This is a genomic window from Stenotrophomonas sp. STEN225, from assembly GCF_056756445.1.
The window spans coordinates 1-18,352 of sequence record NZ_JBRRBV010000003.1 but is presented as its reverse complement, the minus strand read 5'-3'; the positions used below and the strand labels follow the sequence as shown (position 1 = coordinate 18,352).

The window sequence follows — 18,352 nt, the reverse complement described above, 5'->3', positions numbered from 1 at the left end:
TTAGTTCGCCGTGGCCCGTGGAGCGGCCGTCGCCTGCCAGCCACCGCCGAGCACCAGGAACAGGTGAATCTGATCGCGCGAGACCTGTGCTTCGGCCGCGGCCAGTGTGGCATCGCTGGTGGCCAGGCTGCGGTCGGCGTCCAGGCTGGCCAGGTACGGTGTCCGCCCACCCTGGTAAAGCCGGCGGTTCTGCTCGGCTGCCAGCGCGGCCTGTTCCTGGGCGATGCGCAGCGACTGCAGGCGGCGCAGGTCCTGTGCGTAGCGGTCCAGAGCGGTCTGCGTCTCACGCAGTGCCTGCAGCACGGTGTGGTCGAACTCGGCCAGCGCCGCATCGGCGCCCGCTTCGGCAGCGTGGATGCGTGCATGACTGCCCGATGACGGCAGCGTCCACGAGATCAGCGGCCCGATCGACCACTGCTGGGTCATGGGCTGGCCGAAATCTTCCAGCAGGCCGGCGGCGCCGATCGAAGCCCCCAGACGGATGTCCGGATAGAGTTCGGCAGTAGCCACGCCAATGCGCGCGGTGGCCGCGGCCAGCCTGCGTTCGGCCTGGCGCACATCCGGACGACGCTGCAGCAGCGCACGGCCATCTCCGACCGGCAGCGGTTGCGTCAGCGACGGTGCCTGTGCGCAGTCGATCACTCCGCCCGGCAACTGGCCGGGGGTCTGGCCGAGCAGGGCGGCCAGGGAGTACGCCGCCGCCGAGCGCTGCGCGCGCAACGGCGGCAACGCGGCCTCCAGCAGGGCGACCTGGGCATTGGCACGGGCCAGTTCCGGCGGCGTGCCGCGGCCGGCCGCGATCAACCGCTCGGTCACCGAGCGGCCGCGCTGCTGCAGCTGCAGCGAATGCTCGGCCACATGCAGTTCGTGGTTGGCGTGGCAGATCTCCAGATAGCTGTCGGCCACCTGCGCGACCACGCTGACCTGGGCCAGGTCGCGCGCCGCTGCGACCGCCTGCTCGTCGGCCCGCGCCGCTTCCGCACCGCGCTTGAGCTTGCCGAACAGATCGAACTGATAGCTGACCGCGAACTTGCCATCGGCCAGGTTGATCACCGGCAGTTCGTGTTCCTGCAGGAACGATTCGGCCGACAACTGCGCGCGGCTGACGCCGGCCTCGGCCTCGTACTCGAAGCCACCGGCGTCCAGTGCCTGTTCGTACACGGCCGCCGCGCGGCGCAGGTGGGCATCAGCGGCTTTCAACTCAACGTTGTCGCGCAGCGCCTGGCTGATCAGGCCGTCCAGCACCGGATCGTCGTACAGCGACCACCAGCGCGCCGGCAGCGGCTGGTTGGCGGCGATCTGCGGGTTCTGCGTATCGATGAACGCCGCATTCGCCTCCGGGCGCTTGAATGCCGAGCCTTCCGGTAGTGCATAGTCGGGACCAACGGTCCTGCACGCGGCCAGGCTGGCCAGTGCGACGATCAGGCCGAGGCGGGACAGTGCGGTATTCACAGGCGGCCCCGCGTCGGCGTGGGGCCGGCCTTGCTGTCATCCGCGCGGCGGCCGGTATCCACCGTCACGGTGGCGGTGCGGCCGGCGATCAACTCAACACCCGCGGGAAGATCATCGATGGCAATCCGCACGGGAATGCGCTGCGCCAGCCGCACCCAGTCGAATGCGGGTGTGACGTTCGGCAACAGGCTGCTGCCGTTGCTGCGGTAGCGGTCCTCGATGCCGGCGGCGATGCTCTCCACATGTCCCTGCAATGGCCTGGATTCACCCATCAGGCGGATGTCCACGCGCTGCCCGGGCACCACACCCTGCAGGCGGGTCTCCTCGAAATAGCCATCGATGCGGAATGAGCCGGTATCCAGCAACGCCAGTACCGGTTTGCCGGCCACCACGTAGTCTCCGACGCGCAGCGTACGGTCGTTGACCCGGCCGTCTGCCGGTGCGCGCACTTCGGTGCGGCCCAGATTGAGTTCGGCCAGATCGACTGCGGCCTGTGCCGTGGCCAGCGCGGCCTGTGCGGCCTGCAGCTTGGCCCGGCGCACTTCGGCGTCCTCGGCAGCGACGAGGTCCTGCAGGCTGCGATCACGACCGATCTCGCGCTTCAGCTGGGCCACCGACGCCTGGCGCTCGGCCAGGCTGGCCTGTGCCTGCTCCAGTGCGATGCGGTAGCGCGCACGGTCGACCACGAACAGCAGGTCGCCCTTCTTCACCGCCTGGTTGTCGGCGACGTTCACCGTCTCCACCAGGCCGGACACATCCGGCGCCATCTGCACCACGTCCGCGCCGACATGGGCGTCACGGGTCCAGGGCTCGTCCATGTAATAGACCCACAGCTGGCGCAGCACCAGCAGCGCGACGATCACGGCGGCACCGGTGAGCAGCACCGGCAGGGACTTCTTCACGATCTTGTTCACGATTGCATCCAGCGCAGAAGGTGGAAAAGCAGGCCCAGCACGATCCCGTACAGCGCCAGGTTGAACAGCGCCGGGTGCCAGACATGGCGGTAGGCACCGGCGCGTTGCAGCAGCGCGTGCAGACCGCTGTTGAGCAGATAGGCCAGCAGCATCAACCCGAGCAGGGTCGGGACGAACACTCCGTGGAGACTGAATTCACCAGGCATCGGTAGGGCAGGGCAGATGGGGGAGGGGAGGAACAACGGCACAACAACAACGGGTGACTGCCGCTGGCGTGGCAACGGCAGCGGCGGCATCCGGGGACATCGGTCTCACGTGATGCGGTCGGCGGCCTCGGCCAGCAGGCGCCATGCCTTCAGCACGGCGTGCAGTTCATCCATGGAAAGCGCGCCGAACACGTCCTGACGCAGGTCGATCAACTGATCTTCAAGTTCCTGCACCAGGGCTTGGCCGGCCTCGGTCAGCCACAGCAGGTTGGCGCGACGGTCGCTTGCATCACTTTCACGGCGGACCAGGTCGCTGGCACAGAGCTTGTCCAGCAGGCGTACCAGCGAGGGGCCCTCCATGCCCAGCTGCTGGGCCAGGGCGACCTGGCGGATGCCGCCGCCGGAGCGGCCGATCATCAGCAGGGGCATGGTGCAGGCGGTGGAGATCCCGTAGCTGCCCAATCGGCTGTCGGCCAGGCGCTGCCACTGCCGCCCTGCATACAGCAGGCCGGAGCTGAGCTGCATCTGCAGCACGGTGCGCTCGTCGAGGGGGCGGTCCATAGATAGATAGGATACTACTAATTTCATTCCTATCAATAGGTTTGCTGAATGGGCGCCCCATTGCGGTAGCGCCGGGCCGTGCCCGGCGAGCGGCATGGGGCCCGTCCACAGAGCCCGCCGGGCATGGCCCGGCGCTACCGCAGCACGTTCCGGAGCCATGAGCCTCGGCCCTCGACCCCGACTGCCGGGGCGCGATGAACCATCCCCACGGGACGACCCACCCCCGGTCCTCCGCCACCCGCCCCACATCCCGCGAACGCGGTGGGTGGGCTCCTTAAAGGCAAGAGCAGAAGCAGTGCGGACCAACGGTCCGCACCCACCAGGGCAGCGGCGCGCCGCTCCCGAAGCCATGAACCCCCGCTTTTGACCCCGCTTTCGGGGGCCGACCGCGCCAGCAGGACATTGTCGGAGAGGGGAGGGGCAGGCCGGGCAGGACCGTCCACGGCATGGATGCCGTGGCCGAGCCTACAGGGACGTACTTGCGGCGTGTCCTGCCCGGCCTGCCCCTTCCCCCTCTCGCTCAGCAGCCACGAGGCGCCGGAAGAACCCCCGATGAACCATCCCCACGGGACGACCCCCCCCCCGGTCAGGTACGATGCTCGCCCCCCGTTCGGGACGCTGTACGCAATGAGCAAGAACAACGAAAAGGCCGCCCCGCAGGGCGACGTGACCCAGGACCAGGCCGAGGATGCCGTGCGCACCCTGCTGCGCTGGGCCGGAGAGGACCCGTCCCGCGAAGGCCTTCTGGACACCCCCCGCCGCGTCGCCGAAGCCTACGGCGACTGGTTCAGCGGTTACCGCGATGACCCGCGCGCCTACATGGAGCGGACCTTCGAGGAAGTCGCCGGTTACGACGAACTGATCGTCCTGCGTGACATCGAGTACGAAAGCCACTGCGAGCACCACATGGCGCCGATCATCGGCCGCGTGCATGTCGGCTACCTGCCGGCCGGCAAGGTGGTGGGCATCAGCAAGCTGGCGCGCGTCGTCGAGGCCTATGCCCGCCGTTTCCAGGTGCAGGAAAAGATGACGGCGCAGATCGCCCAGTGCATCCAGGACGTGCTGCAGCCGATCGGCGTCGGCGTGGTCGTCGAAGGGGCCCACGAGTGCATGACCACCCGCGGCATCCACAAGCGTGGGGTCAGCATGGTCACCTCCAAGATGCTCGGCAGCTTCCGCGACGATGCGCGTACCCGCGCCGAGTTCCTGCGCTTCATCGAAGTGGGCGGCAAGCGCTGAGCCGCTTCTCCCCGCACCGCCGGCCCATGGTGGCCGGCCTGCCCACGGCTGTCCCCGCGACGGCCGTGCGTGGCTGCCCGCAGCCGCCTGTCTTTCCCGATCCCCTCGCTGCATGAAGCATCGCGAACGCATCTCCCGCTACCGTCACCTGCGCGAACAGCCCCAATGGAAGCTGCTTGCCGCCGACCACGCGCCCGAAATCATCGGTCTGCTGCAGAGCCTGCTGATGGACGGCGAACGCACCTTGCCGTCCTCGGTGCTCAACGAGCGCCTGCAGCGCGCGCTGGACCAGCTCAATGGGGACGAACTGGCCCGTGACCTGCCGCGCACGGCGCAGGCCTACATCGCACACTGGCTGTCCCAGGGCTGGCTGGAGCGGCGGCTGCCCGAGGGTGCCGACCAGGAGCAGTACGAACTGTCGACCCAGGCCCTGCAGGCGATCCGCTTCGCCGACAGCCTCGAGCAGGCGCGCGTGGCTGCCACCGAGAGCCGCCTGGCACTGGTCATCGAACAGCTCTCGCAGCTGGCTGCACAGACCGAATCCGACCCCGACGCACGCCTGTCTGCGCTGCGCGACGAGCGCGACCGCATTGACGCCGAGATCGCGCGGGTCAGCGCCGGTCGTGTGGTCGCCCTGGACGGCAAGCGTGCACTGGAGCGCGCCCGCCAGATCATCGGTCTGGCCGACGAGCTGACCGAAGACTTCCGCCGGGTGCGCGACGGCTTCGAGCAGCTCAACCGTGAGTTCCGCGAGCGCATCATCGATGACGAAGGCGAACGTGGCGATGTGCTGTCGCAGCTGTTCGAGGGTGTGGACGTGATCGGCGAAAGCGATGCCGGCCGCAGCTTCCAGGCATTCTGGCGCCTGCTCAATGATGCCGAGCAGAGCGCGCAGCTCGATGCCGCGCTGGAAGCCGTGCTGGCACGCGGCTTTGCACGCCGCCTGGATCGCAACGAGCGCAACTTCCTGCGCAGCTTCACCAGCACCATGCTTGAACGCGGCGGCCAGGTACACGATGTCCTGCAGAATTTCGCGCGCAGCCTGCGTGGCTTCGTGCAGAGCCGCGGCTATCTTGAACAGCGTCGCCTCAATCAGCTGCTGAAGCAGGCCCAGTCCGAAGCGCTGGCTCTGCGCGACGAGTTCCCGGCCCAGCGCACGATCGGTCGTGACCTGCAGTTGACGACCAGCCGGCTGCGTTCGTGGTCGCAGTGGAAGCTGCACGACCCCCGCAGTGCCCAGGTCGATGGCAATGTCGAGTACAACGACGCGGCCAGCATCAGCCTGGAGAGCGTCGGTGATCTGGTGGCCTCGTCCGAAATCGATTTCCGCACCCTGCGCCGCGACCTGCACGACCTGCTCGATGCACAGCCGCGGCTCAGCATCGCCCAGGCGCTGTCGCAGCGCGAAGCGCCGCAGGGCCTGGGCAGCGTCATCGGCTACCTGTCGCTGGGCACGCGCTTCGGCAGCGTGGTCGCTGGCGAACAGGAGCTCGCCGAATGGCGTGGCGGCGACGGCCAACTGCGCCGCGCACGCATCCCGCTGGTTTGGTTCACCCAGGAGAGACGCCATGAGCTGGCATGAAGACCCCATCGAAGCACCGTCTGCCGACCAGGCCGAGGACGCCTACGAGGCCGAGCCGGCGATGCTCGAAGCGCAGCCACGGCGCGGCAACAGCGTGTATTACCTGGGTGATACCGGCCGCCTGCCGCTGGATGCCCGGCGCGCGCTGTGCCAGCTGCTGATCGGACCCAGCATCGACCAGCTGCGCCACGCCAAGCTGTGGCCGGCACTGGTCCGCAGCGAGGCGGGCATCCGTTCAGCGCTGTCCGACCTGTTCCTGGAACTGGTGCTCGACCGCGAAAGCGGTGTGGCATTCACCCGCCAGGCCGACACCGAAGACGTCGATGCACCCGTACTGCTGCGGACCTCGCCGCTGACCTTCATCGACTCGGTGCTGTTGTTGTTCCTGCGCCAGCAGCTGGCTGAGGCCGACGCGCGCGGCAACCGCGCGGTGGTCGCCGACGCCGAGATGGCCGAAGCACTGGCCATCTACGAGAAGAACCTGTCCACCGACCGCGCCGGCTTCAATCGCCGCGTTGCATCGGCCGTGCAGAAAATGAAGGACAACCACATCCTGACCCGTCTGAGCGGCCAGGACGACCGCCACGAAGTCTCGCCGGCGCTGAAGCTGCTGTTCTCCGCCGAAGACGTGTCCCAGCTTTCGGCAGTGTACCGCCAGCTGCGCGAAACCCCGGCCGCCGAAGCCTGAGAGACCCGAACACCGCATGGCCATTTCCAAGCACACCCCCGCCCTGTTCAATGAAGGCCTGCCGGACCCGCGCCTGCAGCAGTTCCGCATGCGCCGCCTGCAGGTGCACAACTGGGGCACCTTCAACGGCCTGACCGAAGTGCCGATCGCCGAGCGCGGCTTCCTGTTCGTCGGCCGTTCCGGCTCGGGCAAGTCGACCCTGCTCGATGCCATGTCCGCGCTGCTGACGCCGCCGGCCATCGTCGACTTCAACGCGGCTGCACGCGAAGCCGAGCGCAGTGGCCGCGACCGCAACCTGGTGTCCTACGTGCGCGGCGCGTGGGCCGACCAGCAGGACAGTGGCACCGGCGAGATTGCCACGCAGTACCTGCGCAAGGGTGCGACCTGGACCGCACTGGTGCTGGAGTACCGGGCCGGCGACGGCCGCGTGGTCAGCCTGGTGCGCCTGTTGTGGATCTCCGGCAACGGCACCTCGGCCGGCGACGTGCGCAAGCACTACATGATCGCCGAGCGTCCGTTCGACATCGCCAAGGATCTGGGCGGCTTCGATCTGGACCTGCGCAAGCTCAAGCAGAAGCTGGCCGACGTCCACCACTTCGACACCTTCTCCGGCTATGCCGAGCGCTTCCGCGACCTGCTCGGCATCGACAACGAGATGGCGCTGCGCCTGCTGCACAAGACGCAATCAGCGAAGAACCTGGGTGATCTCAACGTCTTCCTGCGCGACTTCATGCTCGACACGCCGAAGACGTTCGACGCCGCCGAGCGCCTGGTGAGTGATTTCGCCGAGCTTGACGGGGCCCATCAGGCGGTCGTCACCGCCCGTCGCCAGGTGGAGACGCTGTTGCCGGCGCGCGCCTATTACGCCGATCTGAAGGAAATGCACCGGCAGCGCGGTGACGACGAGGCGCTCAAGCTGGGCGTCGACAGTTTCCGCGAGAGCCGCCGCCAGGCGCTGATCGAAGCGCGCCTGCGCGAGATGGACGTGCGTGACCGTGGCCTGCTGGGGGAAGAGGCGCAGCGCCGCGCTGCGCTGGACAACCACAGCGAACGCCTGGCCGAGCTGGAACTGCAGCGGCGTCAGCAGGGCGGCGAGCGCATCGAAGAGCTGGAGCGCGAGCAGGGCCGCGCCGAAGCCGAGCGCGATCGCCGCAAGGCCAAGCGCGACCAGGCGCAGGAAGCCGCACGGAAACTGCAGGCCGAACTGCCCGACGATGCCCATGGCTTCGCCGAACTGGTCGAGCGTGCGCAGAACGAACTGCAGGATCGCCAGCGCGCTTCGGCCTCGCTGGACGATGCCATCAGCGAGCGCCTCGGTGGCAAGCGCGATGACGAGCGTCGCTTCGCTGAAGTACGCCTCGAACTTGACGCGATGCAGCGCACGCCCTCCAACATTCCGGCGCCGATGCAGAAGCTGCGTGCACGGTTGGCGGAAGAGACCGGCATTTCCGAAGTGGCGTTGCCGTTCGTCGGCGAGCTGATCCAGGTCCGCTCCGAGGAACAGGGCTGGCAGGGTGCGATCGAACGCGTGCTGGGTGGCTTCGCGCTGTCGCTGCTGGTTGACGACAAGCACTACAACGCGGTTGCCGACTGGGTGAACCGCACCCACCTCGGCATGCGCTTCACCTACTACCGCGTGCGCCGCAACGACGAGGCGTTCGCCCGCGAACCATCGGCGAAGTCGCTGCTGCACAAGCTGGAGCTGCGCGACCACGTGTTCGAGAGCTGGCTGCGGCGTGAGCTGGGCAAGCGATTCGACTACGAATGCGTGGATGCCAGACAGCTGCGCAACGTCGACCGCGGCATCACCCGCGAAGGCCAGGTCAAGCATCCGGGCGACCGCTTCGAGAAGGACGACCGCAGTGCCGTGGGCGACCGCCGTCGCTGGATTCTCGGTTTCAACAATCACGACAAGGTCGGTGCGTTCGAACGCGAGGCGCAGGAACTGGCCAAGCGCATCGCCAGCTGCGAGACCGATATCGCGAGCCTGCGTGGCCAGCGCGATCGTGACAACGAGCGCCGCCTGGCCTGCCACGAGCTCGCGGGTATCCAATGGAACGAAATCGACGTCGCCGCGCCCCAGCAGCGCCTGACCGACATCGAAGCCAGCCTGCGCGACCTGCGCGAAGGCAATGCCGACCTGGCCAGGCTGGCACAGCAGATCGACGCCGTGCGCGCCGACATCGAGCAGGCCCGCCGCACCTATGAGGATGTCCGTGTCGAGCGCGGCCAGCTGGTCCGGGAACGTGACCGCCTCGACCGCGCGCGCCAGCAGAGCCGCGCGCTGGTGCTGCCAACGCTGGCCGAAGCGCAGGAGAGCGGCCTGGCAGAGCGGTTGCAGCAACAGGGCCCGCTCAGCCTGGAAACGCTGGAAGCGCACATGCGCCAGGTCAGCAATGCGCTGAACGAACAGTTGTCGTCCTCGCAGCAGGACCTCAACCGTATCGAGAACCAGCTGGTCGGCTGCTTCCGCCGCTTCATCCAGCAGTGGCCGGAAGAATCCGGCGACTTCACCGCATCGGTGGCGTCGGCCGAGGACTTCCTTGCCCGCCTCGACCGTCTCGAACGCGATGGCCTGCCGCAGCATGAGGAACGCTTCTTCGATCTGCTGCAGAACCAGAGCAAGAACAACCTGTTGGCCCTGCAGCGCCACAGCGCCGAGGCCCGCAAGTCGATCGGCCAGCGCCTGGACGAAGTCAACGCCAGCCTGGAGCAGGTGCCGTTCAACCGGGGCACCCTGCTGACCATCGAATTGAGCGACCGCCGGCTGCCGGAAGTGCTGGAGTTCCAGCTGCAGCTGCGCGAAGTGCTGTCGCAGCAGCAGACCGAGCAGCGTGAACTGGCGGAGTCACAGTTCACCGTGCTGCGCCAGCTGGTCAACCGCCTGGGTTCGCAGGAAGGTGAGGACAAGCGCTGGCGCGAGCTGGTCCTGGACGTGCGCATGCACGTGGAGTTCATCGGCGTCGAACTCGATGCGGAAACGCGCCAGCAGGTCGAGATCTACCGCAGCGGCGCCGGCAAGTCCGGTGGCCAGCGGCAGAAGCTCGCCACCACCTGCCTGGCCGCAGCGCTGCGTTACCAGCTCGGCGGCGCTGACAGCCAGCTGCCCAGTTACGCGGCGGTCGTGCTCGACGAGGCCTTCGACAAGGCCGACAACGAGTTCACCGCGCTGGCGATGAACATCTTCGACAACTTCGGTTTCCAGATGGTGGTCGCCACGCCGCTGAAGTCGGTGATGACCCTGGAGCCCTTCATCGGTGGTGCCTGCTTCGTCGAGATCAGTGGCCGCCACGATTCGGGCGTGCTGCTGATCGAGTACGACGAAGAAGGAAGGCGCCTGAAGCTGCCCGAGCGCAGCCGCCAGCAGGCCAATGAACCGGAGGAAGCCGAAGCCTGACCGCCTCGGGCAATCCACCTGTAGAGCCGAGCCATGCTCGGCTGCTCTTCGCGACCTGAAACAACGTGCCAACCAAGGTTGGCACCTACCATTTCATAACGTCCCTCACGAACCGCCGAACGTATCCCACGCCATCCGCGCGATCAGCACTACCACCAGGCCCACGAACAGTTTGCGGATGAACGGCGTGCCGCCTTTCAGTGCCAGCCGCGTGCCGACCACCGAACCGATGATGTTGGCCGTGGCCATCGGCAGTGCGAACAACCACAGGATGTTGCCGGTCGGCACGAAGAACGAGATCGCCGCCATGTTCGTCGCCAGGTTCACGACCTTCGATGCGGCCGACGCACGCAGGAAGTCCAGGCCGAAGAAGCGCACGAACAGGAAGATCAGGAAGCTGCCGGTGCCTGGCCCGAAGAATCCATCGTAGAAGCCGATCGCAGCGCCGATCACCAGCGCGATGGTCAGTTCGCGCCGGCCGATCTCCTGCGGCCGGTGCAGCGCGCCGAAATCCTTCTTCCACAGGGTGTAGGCCAGCATCGCCACCAGCAGCACCAGCACCAGCGGCCGCACGGCATCCTTGGGCAGCAGGCTCACCGCCGTAGCCCCGGCGAACGAGAACACGAATGCCGTGCCCGCGGCGAACAGTACCGGCTTCCAGGGGAACCGCACGTTGCGTGCATAGCGCCACGCCGCCGCCGCCGTGCCGAACATCGAACTGAACTTGTTGGTACCGAACAGCATCGCCGGCGTCTGCTGGGGCAGCACGGTGAACAGGCCGGGCAGCTGTACCAGTCCCCCTCCACCCACGGCAGCATCGACCAGGCCGGCAATGAAGGCGATCACCACCAGCCACCACAACTCGGGGGGAACCAGTTCCAGCACGGGGATCATTCAATGTGGGGGCGCGACAGCATACGCCTATCGCCGATGGATGCCCGACGTGACTCGAGCGACAATACCCTCATGAGCCGAAACTCTGCCGATTCCTGCCCCTGTGGCCTCGCCACGGACTACGCCGACTGCTGCGGCCGCTTCCATGCCGGCGAGCCCGCACCGGACGCCGAGCGCCTGATGCGCTCGCGCTACAGCGCGTACGTACGTGGTCTGGCCGACTACCTGCGGGCCACCTGGCATCCGGCCACCCGTCCCGCCGAACTGTCACTGGACGAGGCGCCCGGCCAGCGGACGCACTGGCTTGGCCTGACCGTCCACGAGCACCAGGTGAATGGGCCCGACCATGCCGAAGTGCGATTCACCGCCCGCTACCGGGTGGGCGGCGGCAGCGCGGTGAAAATGAACGAGCGCAGCCGGTTCGAGCGCATCGACGGACGCTGGTACTACCTCGACGCGATCTGAACCGGTTACGCGACGGCATCGATGTGAACGGCGCGATGTCACGCCATGACGTTGCGCTCACCCGCACCGCTGGATGCTGGCTGCATGGACAGCGCTACCGTCGCCGTCGCTGCTCCGCAGCGTGAACTCGCCCACCGCTATGCGCAGACGCGCGCCCGCAGCGTGCTGCTGGCCGAACCGCTCAGTGCCGAAGATGCCATGCTGCAGAGCATGGCGGACGCCAGCCCGAGCAAATGGCATCTGGCGCACACCACGTGGTTCTTCGACCGCTTCGTGCTAGCCGGTCTATCCGGCGCACCGGCACGTGACCCCGCGTGGGACTACCTGTTCAACAGCTACTACAAGAGCATTGGACCGGCGCATGCCAGGCCGCAGCGTGGCCTGCTCTCGCGCCCGTCGCTGCAGCAGGTACTCGATTACCGGCAGCAGGTCGATGCACACCTGCTGACGCGTCTCCGCGACGGCGATCTTGACGATGAAGCCCTGCAGCATCTCCAGCTGGGCCTGCAGCACGAGCAGCAGCACCAGGAGCTGCTGCTGACCGACATCAAGCACGCGCTCTGGTGCAATCCACTGCATCCGCCCTACCGCCAGGACCTGCGCGCCGCCGTCAGCGTAGCCAGTCCGCTGGGCTGGATCGAATCTCCCGAGCGCATCGTCACCGTCGGCGCACCGGCGTGGCCACAACATGCCGCCTTCGCCTACGACAACGAATCGCCACCGCATCGCGTGCTGTTGCCGGCCCACATGCTGGCTGATCGACCGGTCTGCAACGCGGAGTACCGGGACTTCGTCGAAGCCGGCGGTTACCGCGATCCGCGCTGGTGGCTCAGTGAGGGCTGGGCTCTGCGCGAAAGCGAGGACTGGCAGCATCCCCTCTATTGGGATGACGCCCTCCAGCGCGAATACACGCTCGGCGGCTGGCGTGACCTCGACGCGCATGCGCCGGTGTGCCATCTCAGCTACTACGAAGCCGATGCGTATGCCCGCTGGTCCGGTGCGCGCCTGCCCAGCGAATTCGAGTGGGAGGCCGCCGCGACGTCGCAGCCGGTCGCCGGCCATTTCGCCGAGGACGATCATCTGCATCCTGCTGCAGCACAGGGCAGGGGACTGCGGCAGCTGTTCGGCGACGTCTGGGAATGGACCGGCAGCGCCTATGGCGCGTACCCCGGTTTCCGTCCGTTCGCCGGCAACCTGGGTGAGTACAACGGCAAGTTCATGTGCGGGCAGTGGGTCCTGCGCGGCGGCAGCTGTGCCACCCCGCGCGGGCATGTGCGCGCCAGCTACCGCAACTTCTTCATGCCACCTGCGCGCTGGCAGTTCTCCGGCCTGCGCCTGGCGAGGGATCTGCCGTGAGCACCGTACAGGATGCGCTGCAGGCGCTGACCGATCTGACGCCCAGCCGCGAGCAGATCCTCGCCGACACACTGGCCGGACTGTCGCGCACTGCGCGCCAGCTGCCGTCGAAGTACTTCTATGATGCGCGCGGATCACGCCTGTTCGAACAGATCACCCACACGCCGGAGTACTACCCCACGCGCACCGAGCTGGCCCTGCTGAATCGGGTGCTGCCGGATATCGCACGCGTGGTGGGCCCGCGCCTGCACGTGGTCGAGCTGGGCAGCGGCAGTGGTCGCAAGACCGCGCTGTTGCTGGCCGCGCTGCAGGATCCCGTGGCCTACACCCCCATCGAGATCTCCCGGGCGGCGCTGCTGTCGAGCATCGATCACCTCGCTCCCGCGCTTCCCGACGTGGAAATGCTGCCGGTCTGCGCTGACTTCACCCGTCCGGTGGACGTGCCCGCACCGGAGCGCGAGCCCGCGCGGCGCCTGCTGTTCTTCCCGGGGTCCACGCTTGGCAACTTCGCCGGCGAGGACGCCCTCGCCCTGCTGCGGGCCATGCGTCAGACCATGGGTGACCACGGTCTGGCCCTGATCGGCATCGACCTGCACAAGGACCCCGCGCTGATCGAAGCCGCCTACAACGACGCCGAAGGCATCACCGCGGCATTCACCCTCAACCTGCTCGTCCGCCTCAACCGTGAGGTGGGCAGCGACTTCGATCTGGACGGCTTCCGCCACCGTGCCCGTTACAGCACCGAACGTCTGCGTATCGAGACCGATCTGGTCAGCCAGCGGGCGCAGGACGTCCACCTCGATGGCCGCACCTTCCACTTCGAGGCCGGTGAGGCGATCCGCGTCGAGTACAGCCACAAGTACACCGATGACGGCTTTGGTGCGCTGGTGCGGCAGGCCGGCCTGCAGGTTGCGCAGCGCTGGGACGCTGACAGTCCAGCTTACGGCCTGCGGCTGCTGCGTACGCTCTAGAGAGGCCAACGGCCGGCAACCGCTTCAGCATCGCCGGTCGCTCAGCCTCTAGTATGGTGTCAGCACCGGCAACACGGAGGACGCCATGCCCACCCTGACCGCACTCGGCCTGGCCGCGGCACTGGCCGCGCCGTCAACGGCGCCCGACCTGACCCCGCCCGATCCCGCGTTCACCCGGTGTCTGGCACAGCTGCAGGCAACGGCAGCTACCCAGGGCATTGCCGCAGACCGCTTCGGTGCGATCACCGCCGACCTGCGTCCTGATGCCAGCGTGCTCGGCTTGCTGGATGCGCAGCCCGAATTCTCCACCCCGATCTGGGACTACCTGGCTGCACTGGTGGACCGCCAGCGCGTCGACGATGGACGGGCCATGCTGCAGCAGCACCGCGACCTGCTTGATCGCATCGCCGCGCAGTATGGCGTCGATCCGGTCACCATCGTCGCCGTCTGGGGCGTGGAGAGCGACTATGGCCGCGTATTCGGCAAGCGTCCGCTGCTGCAGTCGCTGGCGACGCTGTCCTGCGCCGGCCGGCGGCAGGCGTTCTTCCGTGGCGAACTGCTGGCCCTGCTCACGCTGATCGATCGAGGTGATCTGCAGGCTCAAGGTCTGACCGGGTCCTGGGCCGGCGCGTTCGGCCATACGCAGTTCATGCCCAGCACCTACGCACGCATCGCCGTCGACGGCGATGGCGACGGTCGCCGTGACCTGGTCGGCAGCATTCCCGACGCACTGGCGTCTACCGCCAACTACCTCAAGCGCGCCGGCTGGCGCACGGGAGAACCGTGGGGCATGGAGGTGCGTGTTGCCGACGGCTTCAATACCAGCCTGGCCGGCCGTACCCAACGCCGGTCACTGGCTGAATGGCGTACGCAGGGCGTGACAGCGCTGGACGGCAGCGCGCTGGCTCCGGCGGGTCTGGCTGCCGACGCGCGGGCGGCACTGCTGCTGCCCGCCGGCATCAAGGGGCCGGCCCTGCTGGTGTTCCGCAACTACGATGCGATCTACAGCTACAACGCCGCCGAAAGCTATGCGCTGGCGATCGCGACGCTGGCTGATCGCCTGCGCGGCGGCAGCGGCCTGGCCACCGCCTGGCCGACCGATGACCCCGGGCTGGGCCGTGATGAGCGCCGTCAGCTGCAGACCCTACTGCTGGCGCGGGGGCATGATATCGGTACCGCTGATGGCATGATCGGCACAGCCAGCCGCCGGGCGATCCAGGCCGAACAGCGCCGCCTGGGATGGAGCACGGCCGATGGACGAGCCGGCCAACGCATCCTGCGCGCGCTGCAGAGCGCGGCGCCGCCTGCGGTGGCCTCCACCCGCTTCACGCTTCCCAGCAACTACAGTGCCGTGCAGTCGCCGGCCATACGGAGTCGATCCAACGTGCAACAGATCCAGGGCGTACGCAGTGGCCAGTTCCAGGGGCTTGATGCCTGGCTGGTGGAAACCCCCCAGGCCACCGCAGCCATCAGTGTGTTCGGCGGCCAGCTGCTCTCCTTCGTACCCAAGGGGCAGCCCGATCTGCTGTGGCTTTCGCCACGCCGTGCCGCATTGCCGACCCCCATCCGCGGCGGCAGCCCGGTGTGCTGGCCGTATTTCGGGCGACAGGGGCAAGGCGACGATGTGCCCGCGCATGGTTTCGTGCGCACCCTGCCGTGGGAGCTGAAGAAGGCCCGCCGGCTGGACGACGGCAGCATCGAACTCGTATTGGCTCCCCCTGCATTGGACAACCTCGCTCTGCGCCTGGCCATGACCGTGCGCATCGGCCGTGAACTACGGCAGCAGCTGGTGACCGACAATCCTGGCACCGTGCCGGTGACGATCACCCAGGCGCTGCACAACTACTTCCGCGTGGGCGATGCCAGCAAGGTCGAAGTCGATGGCGTGGACGGGCTGGAGTATCTGGACAAGTTCGAGAACTATGCACAGGCGCGGCGCCAGCAGGGCCCGTGGTCCCTGCGCGATCCGCGCGACCCGGGCCGCAGTGACCGCATCTATACCGGGGCAGGTGGCCACTACGTCCTGCGCGATCCGGTGCTGAAGCGTCGCATCACGATCCGTACCGAAGGCAGCCGCTCGCTGGTGGCCTGGAATCCCGGCGCGGAAGCGGCAGCGAAGATGGCCGACGTGGGAGACGGCTGGCGCGATTACGTCTGTCTGGAAGCGGCCAATGCCGGGCCCGACGTGATCACCATCGCACCGGCCGGTCGCCACGTGCTGGTACAGACCTTGTCCAGCTCGCCACTGTGAGTGGACATCCCGCCACGGATGGCAATCCCTACGCTGCACCGGTTGCCGGCGATGCGCCGTCGAGCCTGGACGCCGCAATGGCGGTCTATGACCGTCATCCACGGCTCGCCCGCGTGGTGGCCGACAACTTCGCTGTCTATGCTGAGTTGTGGCGGCTGCGTCGGGATCCGCCGGGCTGGCCGCGTGCCTGGAACTGGGCCGCGTTCCTGTTCGATTTCAAGTGGCTGCTGTACCGGCGCATGTACGGCATGGCGGTGGCCTACGTCCTGATCAGCATGGTGGGGGGGGCCGCCATCGTGCTGGCCGGAATGGACGACGCGGCGATATGGGGGTTGACGTTGGCCTTGAAGATCGCAGTGTCACTGGCGGCCAATGCGCTGTATCTGCGCCGCTGCAGGGCGGTGATCGCCCGCGCCGAAGCCGCCGGCGCGGGTGACGGCGCACGCGTCGAGGCCTATATCGACCGGCGCAGCGGCGTCAGCCGGCTGGCCCTGGGCCTGGGCATCGCGTTCAGCGTCGCACTGCAGGCGTTGGACCTCTTCGGCGGCGCCTAGCTGCGGGGCTCACGTGGCCGCAGGACCAGCAGGCACAGCGCGCCAGCGACCAGCCCCCAGAAGGCGGAACCGATACCCGCCAGCGACATCCCCGACGCAGTGACCAGAAAGGTGACCAGTGCCGCCTCGCGGTCGCGCTCCACCGCCAGTGCGCTGGCGAGGCTGTTGCCGATGGTGCCGAACAGTGCGATGCCAGCCACGCAGGCCACCAGCTCCCGCGGGAACGCGGCGAACAGTGCGGCCACGGTGGCGCCGAACAGGCCGATGACGATGTAGAACACACCTGCCGCCATCGCCGCGGTGTAGCGCCGGGCAGGATCCTCATGGGCATCGCGGCCCATGCAGATGGCTGCGGTGATCGCGGCCAGGTTCAGCGCATAGGCACCGAAGGGGGCCAGTACCGTGTTGACCACGCCGATCCAGCCGATCAGCGGCGATACCGGGGCGTCGTAGCCGGAGGCGCGCATCACGGCGACGCCGGGAATGTTCTGCGAGGCCATGGTCACCACGAACAGGGGCAGGGCGATGCCTGCCACGGCAGTCCACGACAGGGAAGGTGCCACCCACTGCGGGACCGCCAGCTGCAACTGCAGCTGCTGCGCGTGCAGCAGACCGCGGCTGGCCGCGACCGCGATGCCAACCAGCAGGGTCGCGATCACGGCGTAACGCGGGAACAGGCGCCGGCCAGCCAGCCAGGTCGCGAACATCGCCAGGGCAAGTACCCTCTGGCTGTCCATTGCGACGAACACATCCAGGCCGAAGCGCAACAGCACACCGGCCAGCATGCCCGCCGCCAGCGCCATCGGCACACGTTGCATGAGCCTGGCGAAGATGCCGGAGAAGCCGGCCAGCATTGCCAATGCCGCAGCAAGCAGGAACGCGCCTGTCGCCTCGGAGAGCGAAGCGCCGCCGACGCCCACCACCAGCATCGCGGCGCCGGGCGTCGACCACGCGGTGACCACCGGTACCCGATAGCGAAGTGACAGCCCGATGCAGGTCACGCCCATGCCCAGTCCCAGCGCCCACATCCAGGATGCGATATGGGCCTGATCGGCACCGACCGCCTGCGCGGCCTGGAACACGATCACCGCCGAACTGGCGAAGCCCACCAGTACGGTGATGAAGCCGGCGACGATCGCCGGCATCGATAGATCCCGCCACCATCCGTGGCGCACCTGCGTACTCATTGCCTGCTCTCCCGTGTGCATCCCTGCATTGATAGCGCCTGCGGCGTTGCCCGCGCAACGCGCTGGCGACGCCGCAGGGAACATTGAGTGCACGCACCAGCCGGTACAAGCGCCAGCGCTGTCACTGTCCTGAAAGAAAGTGGTTGACGAATCCGGCAGGATCTCTAGAATTCGCTCCCTCGCTGCAGCGCGATGCTTCCCCGGAAGCAGCACGCAGAAGCGACGCCACGCCAGCGGACGAGATGATCGAACGAGGGTGTTGACGGACTCGAAAAGTCCGTCATAATAGGCGGCTCGCAACGACGAAAGCCCATCGGGGCCAACGACGAAGCAGCTCCGGCAACAACGTCCACTACGGTGCGACGGCCTTGAAAAAGGTGTTGACGAAGCGGAAAAGCCGGCTATAATGGGCGGCTCGCTACGAAGGAAACTTCGCAGCATACGGGAACGGCGCTGAGGCCACTTCCCCGGATCTTTGAAAGTATGCGCAGGTATCTTGTGAAGGCGCCTGCAGGAAGGATGATTGTCCATCTTGCAGACGTTTGATCAAGCAACTATTAATTGTTTTAAAGCAAGCGATACGTTGCCAGAATCATTCATCTGCAGCTTTAAATTTTTGCCTTCGGGCAATGCAG

Annotated in this window: 15 protein-coding genes; 9 read left to right on the top strand and 6 right to left on the bottom strand. The window is 67.4% G+C overall.

The features are described 5' to 3' along the window. From ACVOJ1_RS04090 to ACVOJ1_RS04075, 4 genes are all read right to left on the bottom strand, one after another. Positions 1–1,452 (bottom strand): efflux transporter outer membrane subunit, encoded by a 1,452-nt coding sequence (locus tag ACVOJ1_RS04090; RefSeq protein ID WP_065174051.1) that lies wholly within the window; start codon positions 1,450–1,452, stop codon positions 1–3. After that, entirely contained in the window at positions 1,449–2,366 is a 918-nt protein-coding gene (locus ACVOJ1_RS04085) for an efflux RND transporter periplasmic adaptor subunit (RefSeq protein ID WP_053517256.1), read from the bottom strand. The genes ACVOJ1_RS04090 and ACVOJ1_RS04085 overlap by 4 nt, the downstream gene beginning before the upstream one ends. Then, positions 2,363–2,572: a DUF1656 domain-containing protein gene (locus tag ACVOJ1_RS04080; RefSeq protein ID WP_053517257.1), complete on the bottom strand. Its 210-nt coding sequence runs from the start codon at positions 2,570–2,572 to the stop codon at positions 2,363–2,365. The genes ACVOJ1_RS04085 and ACVOJ1_RS04080 overlap by 4 nt, the downstream gene beginning before the upstream one ends. 105 nt (positions 2,573–2,677) lie before the next feature. Further along, a complete protein-coding gene (locus ACVOJ1_RS04075; RefSeq protein WP_065174050.1) occupies positions 2,678–3,133 on the bottom strand; it encodes a MarR family winged helix-turn-helix transcriptional regulator in 456 nt (151 codons plus the stop codon). A gap of 627 nt (positions 3,134–3,760) precedes the next feature. On the opposite strand from ACVOJ1_RS04075, the gene folE reads away from it, so the two are divergent. The 4 genes from folE to ACVOJ1_RS04055 all read left to right on the top strand — a co-directional run bounded on the left by folE (position 3,761) and on the right by ACVOJ1_RS04055 (position 10,039). Then, positions 3,761–4,372 (top strand): GTP cyclohydrolase I FolE, encoded by a 612-nt coding sequence (gene folE, locus ACVOJ1_RS04070; protein WP_004141296.1) that lies wholly within the window; start codon positions 3,761–3,763, stop codon positions 4,370–4,372. A 112-nt stretch (positions 4,373–4,484) separates the two neighbouring features. After that, positions 4,485–5,954 carry a DUF3375 domain-containing protein gene (locus tag ACVOJ1_RS04065; RefSeq protein WP_053520046.1) on the top strand — a complete coding sequence of 490 codons (1,470 nt, stop codon included), beginning with the start codon at positions 4,485–4,487 and terminating at the stop codon, positions 5,952–5,954. Beyond that, positions 5,941–6,642 (top strand): DUF4194 domain-containing protein, encoded by a 702-nt coding sequence (locus ACVOJ1_RS04060; protein WP_053520047.1) that lies wholly within the window; start codon positions 5,941–5,943, stop codon positions 6,640–6,642. Before ACVOJ1_RS04065 ends, ACVOJ1_RS04060 begins: the two co-directional genes overlap by 14 nt. Before the next feature lie 16 nt (positions 6,643–6,658). Next, the gene (locus ACVOJ1_RS04055) at positions 6,659–10,039 is read left to right on the top strand and encodes an ATP-binding protein (RefSeq protein ID WP_065176260.1); all 3,381 of its coding nucleotides are present in this window, start codon (positions 6,659–6,661) and stop codon (positions 10,037–10,039) included. Between the two features lie 105 nt (positions 10,040–10,144). On the opposite strand, the gene ACVOJ1_RS04050 is transcribed toward ACVOJ1_RS04055, so the two are convergent. Further along, on the bottom strand, positions 10,145–10,924 hold the full coding sequence (locus ACVOJ1_RS04050; RefSeq protein WP_065176259.1) for a sulfite exporter TauE/SafE family protein: 780 nt from the start codon (positions 10,922–10,924) through the stop codon (positions 10,145–10,147). An 81-nt stretch (positions 10,925–11,005) separates the two neighbouring features. Between ACVOJ1_RS04050 and ACVOJ1_RS04045 the strand changes: the two genes are divergently transcribed. From ACVOJ1_RS04045 to ACVOJ1_RS04025, 5 genes are all read left to right on the top strand, one after another. Beyond that, the gene (locus tag ACVOJ1_RS04045) at positions 11,006–11,398 is read left to right on the top strand and encodes a YchJ family metal-binding protein (RefSeq protein ID WP_346480048.1); all 393 of its coding nucleotides are present in this window, start codon (positions 11,006–11,008) and stop codon (positions 11,396–11,398) included. An 84-nt stretch (positions 11,399–11,482) separates the two neighbouring features. Continuing rightward, positions 11,483–12,754 carry an ergothioneine biosynthesis protein EgtB gene (egtB, locus tag ACVOJ1_RS04040; protein ID WP_346480047.1) on the top strand — a complete coding sequence of 424 codons (1,272 nt, stop codon included), beginning with the start codon at positions 11,483–11,485 and terminating at the stop codon, positions 12,752–12,754. Continuing rightward, entirely contained in the window at positions 12,751–13,725 is a 975-nt protein-coding gene (egtD, locus tag ACVOJ1_RS04035) for an L-histidine N(alpha)-methyltransferase (RefSeq protein ID WP_180876261.1), read from the top strand. The genes egtB and egtD overlap by 4 nt, the downstream gene beginning before the upstream one ends. Positions 13,726–13,810: 85 nt before the next feature. Beyond that, entirely contained in the window at positions 13,811–15,976 is a 2,166-nt protein-coding gene (locus tag ACVOJ1_RS04030; RefSeq protein ID WP_346480046.1) for a lytic murein transglycosylase, read from the top strand. Next, positions 15,973–16,530: a DUF2628 domain-containing protein gene (locus ACVOJ1_RS04025; protein ID WP_154582391.1), complete on the top strand. Its 558-nt coding sequence runs from the start codon at positions 15,973–15,975 to the stop codon at positions 16,528–16,530. The genes ACVOJ1_RS04030 and ACVOJ1_RS04025 overlap by 4 nt, the downstream gene beginning before the upstream one ends. Here ACVOJ1_RS04025 and ACVOJ1_RS04020 read toward each other — a convergent pair. Beyond that, positions 16,527–17,717, bottom strand: a complete 1,191-nt coding sequence (locus ACVOJ1_RS04020) for a benzoate/H(+) symporter BenE family transporter (RefSeq protein WP_065182158.1) — start codon at positions 17,715–17,717, stop codon at positions 16,527–16,529. The two genes, ACVOJ1_RS04025 and ACVOJ1_RS04020, sit on opposite strands and share 4 nt — an antisense overlap. Positions 17,718–18,352: the final 635 nt, after the last annotated feature.

What these genes read in the sequence shown, in the direction of transcription:
- ACVOJ1_RS04060 (WP_053520047.1), top strand. Translation starts at nt 5,941, where the DNA reads ATGAGCTGGCATGAAGACCCCATCGAAGCACCGTCTGCCGACCAGGCC.
- ACVOJ1_RS04075 (WP_065174050.1), bottom strand. Translation starts at nt 3,133, where the DNA reads ATGGACCGCCCCCTCGACGAGCGCACCGTGCTGCAGATGCAGCTCAGC.
- ACVOJ1_RS04065 (WP_053520046.1), top strand. Translation starts at nt 4,485, where the DNA reads ATGAAGCATCGCGAACGCATCTCCCGCTACCGTCACCTGCGCGAACAG.
- egtB (WP_346480047.1), top strand. Translation starts at nt 11,483, where the DNA reads ATGGACAGCGCTACCGTCGCCGTCGCTGCTCCGCAGCGTGAACTCGCC.
- ACVOJ1_RS04045 (WP_346480048.1), top strand. Translation starts at nt 11,006, where the DNA reads ATGAGCCGAAACTCTGCCGATTCCTGCCCCTGTGGCCTCGCCACGGAC.
- ACVOJ1_RS04080 (WP_053517257.1), bottom strand. Translation starts at nt 2,572, where the DNA reads ATGCCTGGTGAATTCAGTCTCCACGGAGTGTTCGTCCCGACCCTGCTC.
- folE (WP_004141296.1), top strand. Translation starts at nt 3,761, where the DNA reads ATGAGCAAGAACAACGAAAAGGCCGCCCCGCAGGGCGACGTGACCCAG.
- ACVOJ1_RS04055 (WP_065176260.1), top strand. Translation starts at nt 6,659, where the DNA reads ATGGCCATTTCCAAGCACACCCCCGCCCTGTTCAATGAAGGCCTGCCG.
- ACVOJ1_RS04030 (WP_346480046.1), top strand. Translation starts at nt 13,811, where the DNA reads ATGCCCACCCTGACCGCACTCGGCCTGGCCGCGGCACTGGCCGCGCCG.
- ACVOJ1_RS04020 (WP_065182158.1), bottom strand. Translation starts at nt 17,717, where the DNA reads ATGAGTACGCAGGTGCGCCACGGATGGTGGCGGGATCTATCGATGCCG.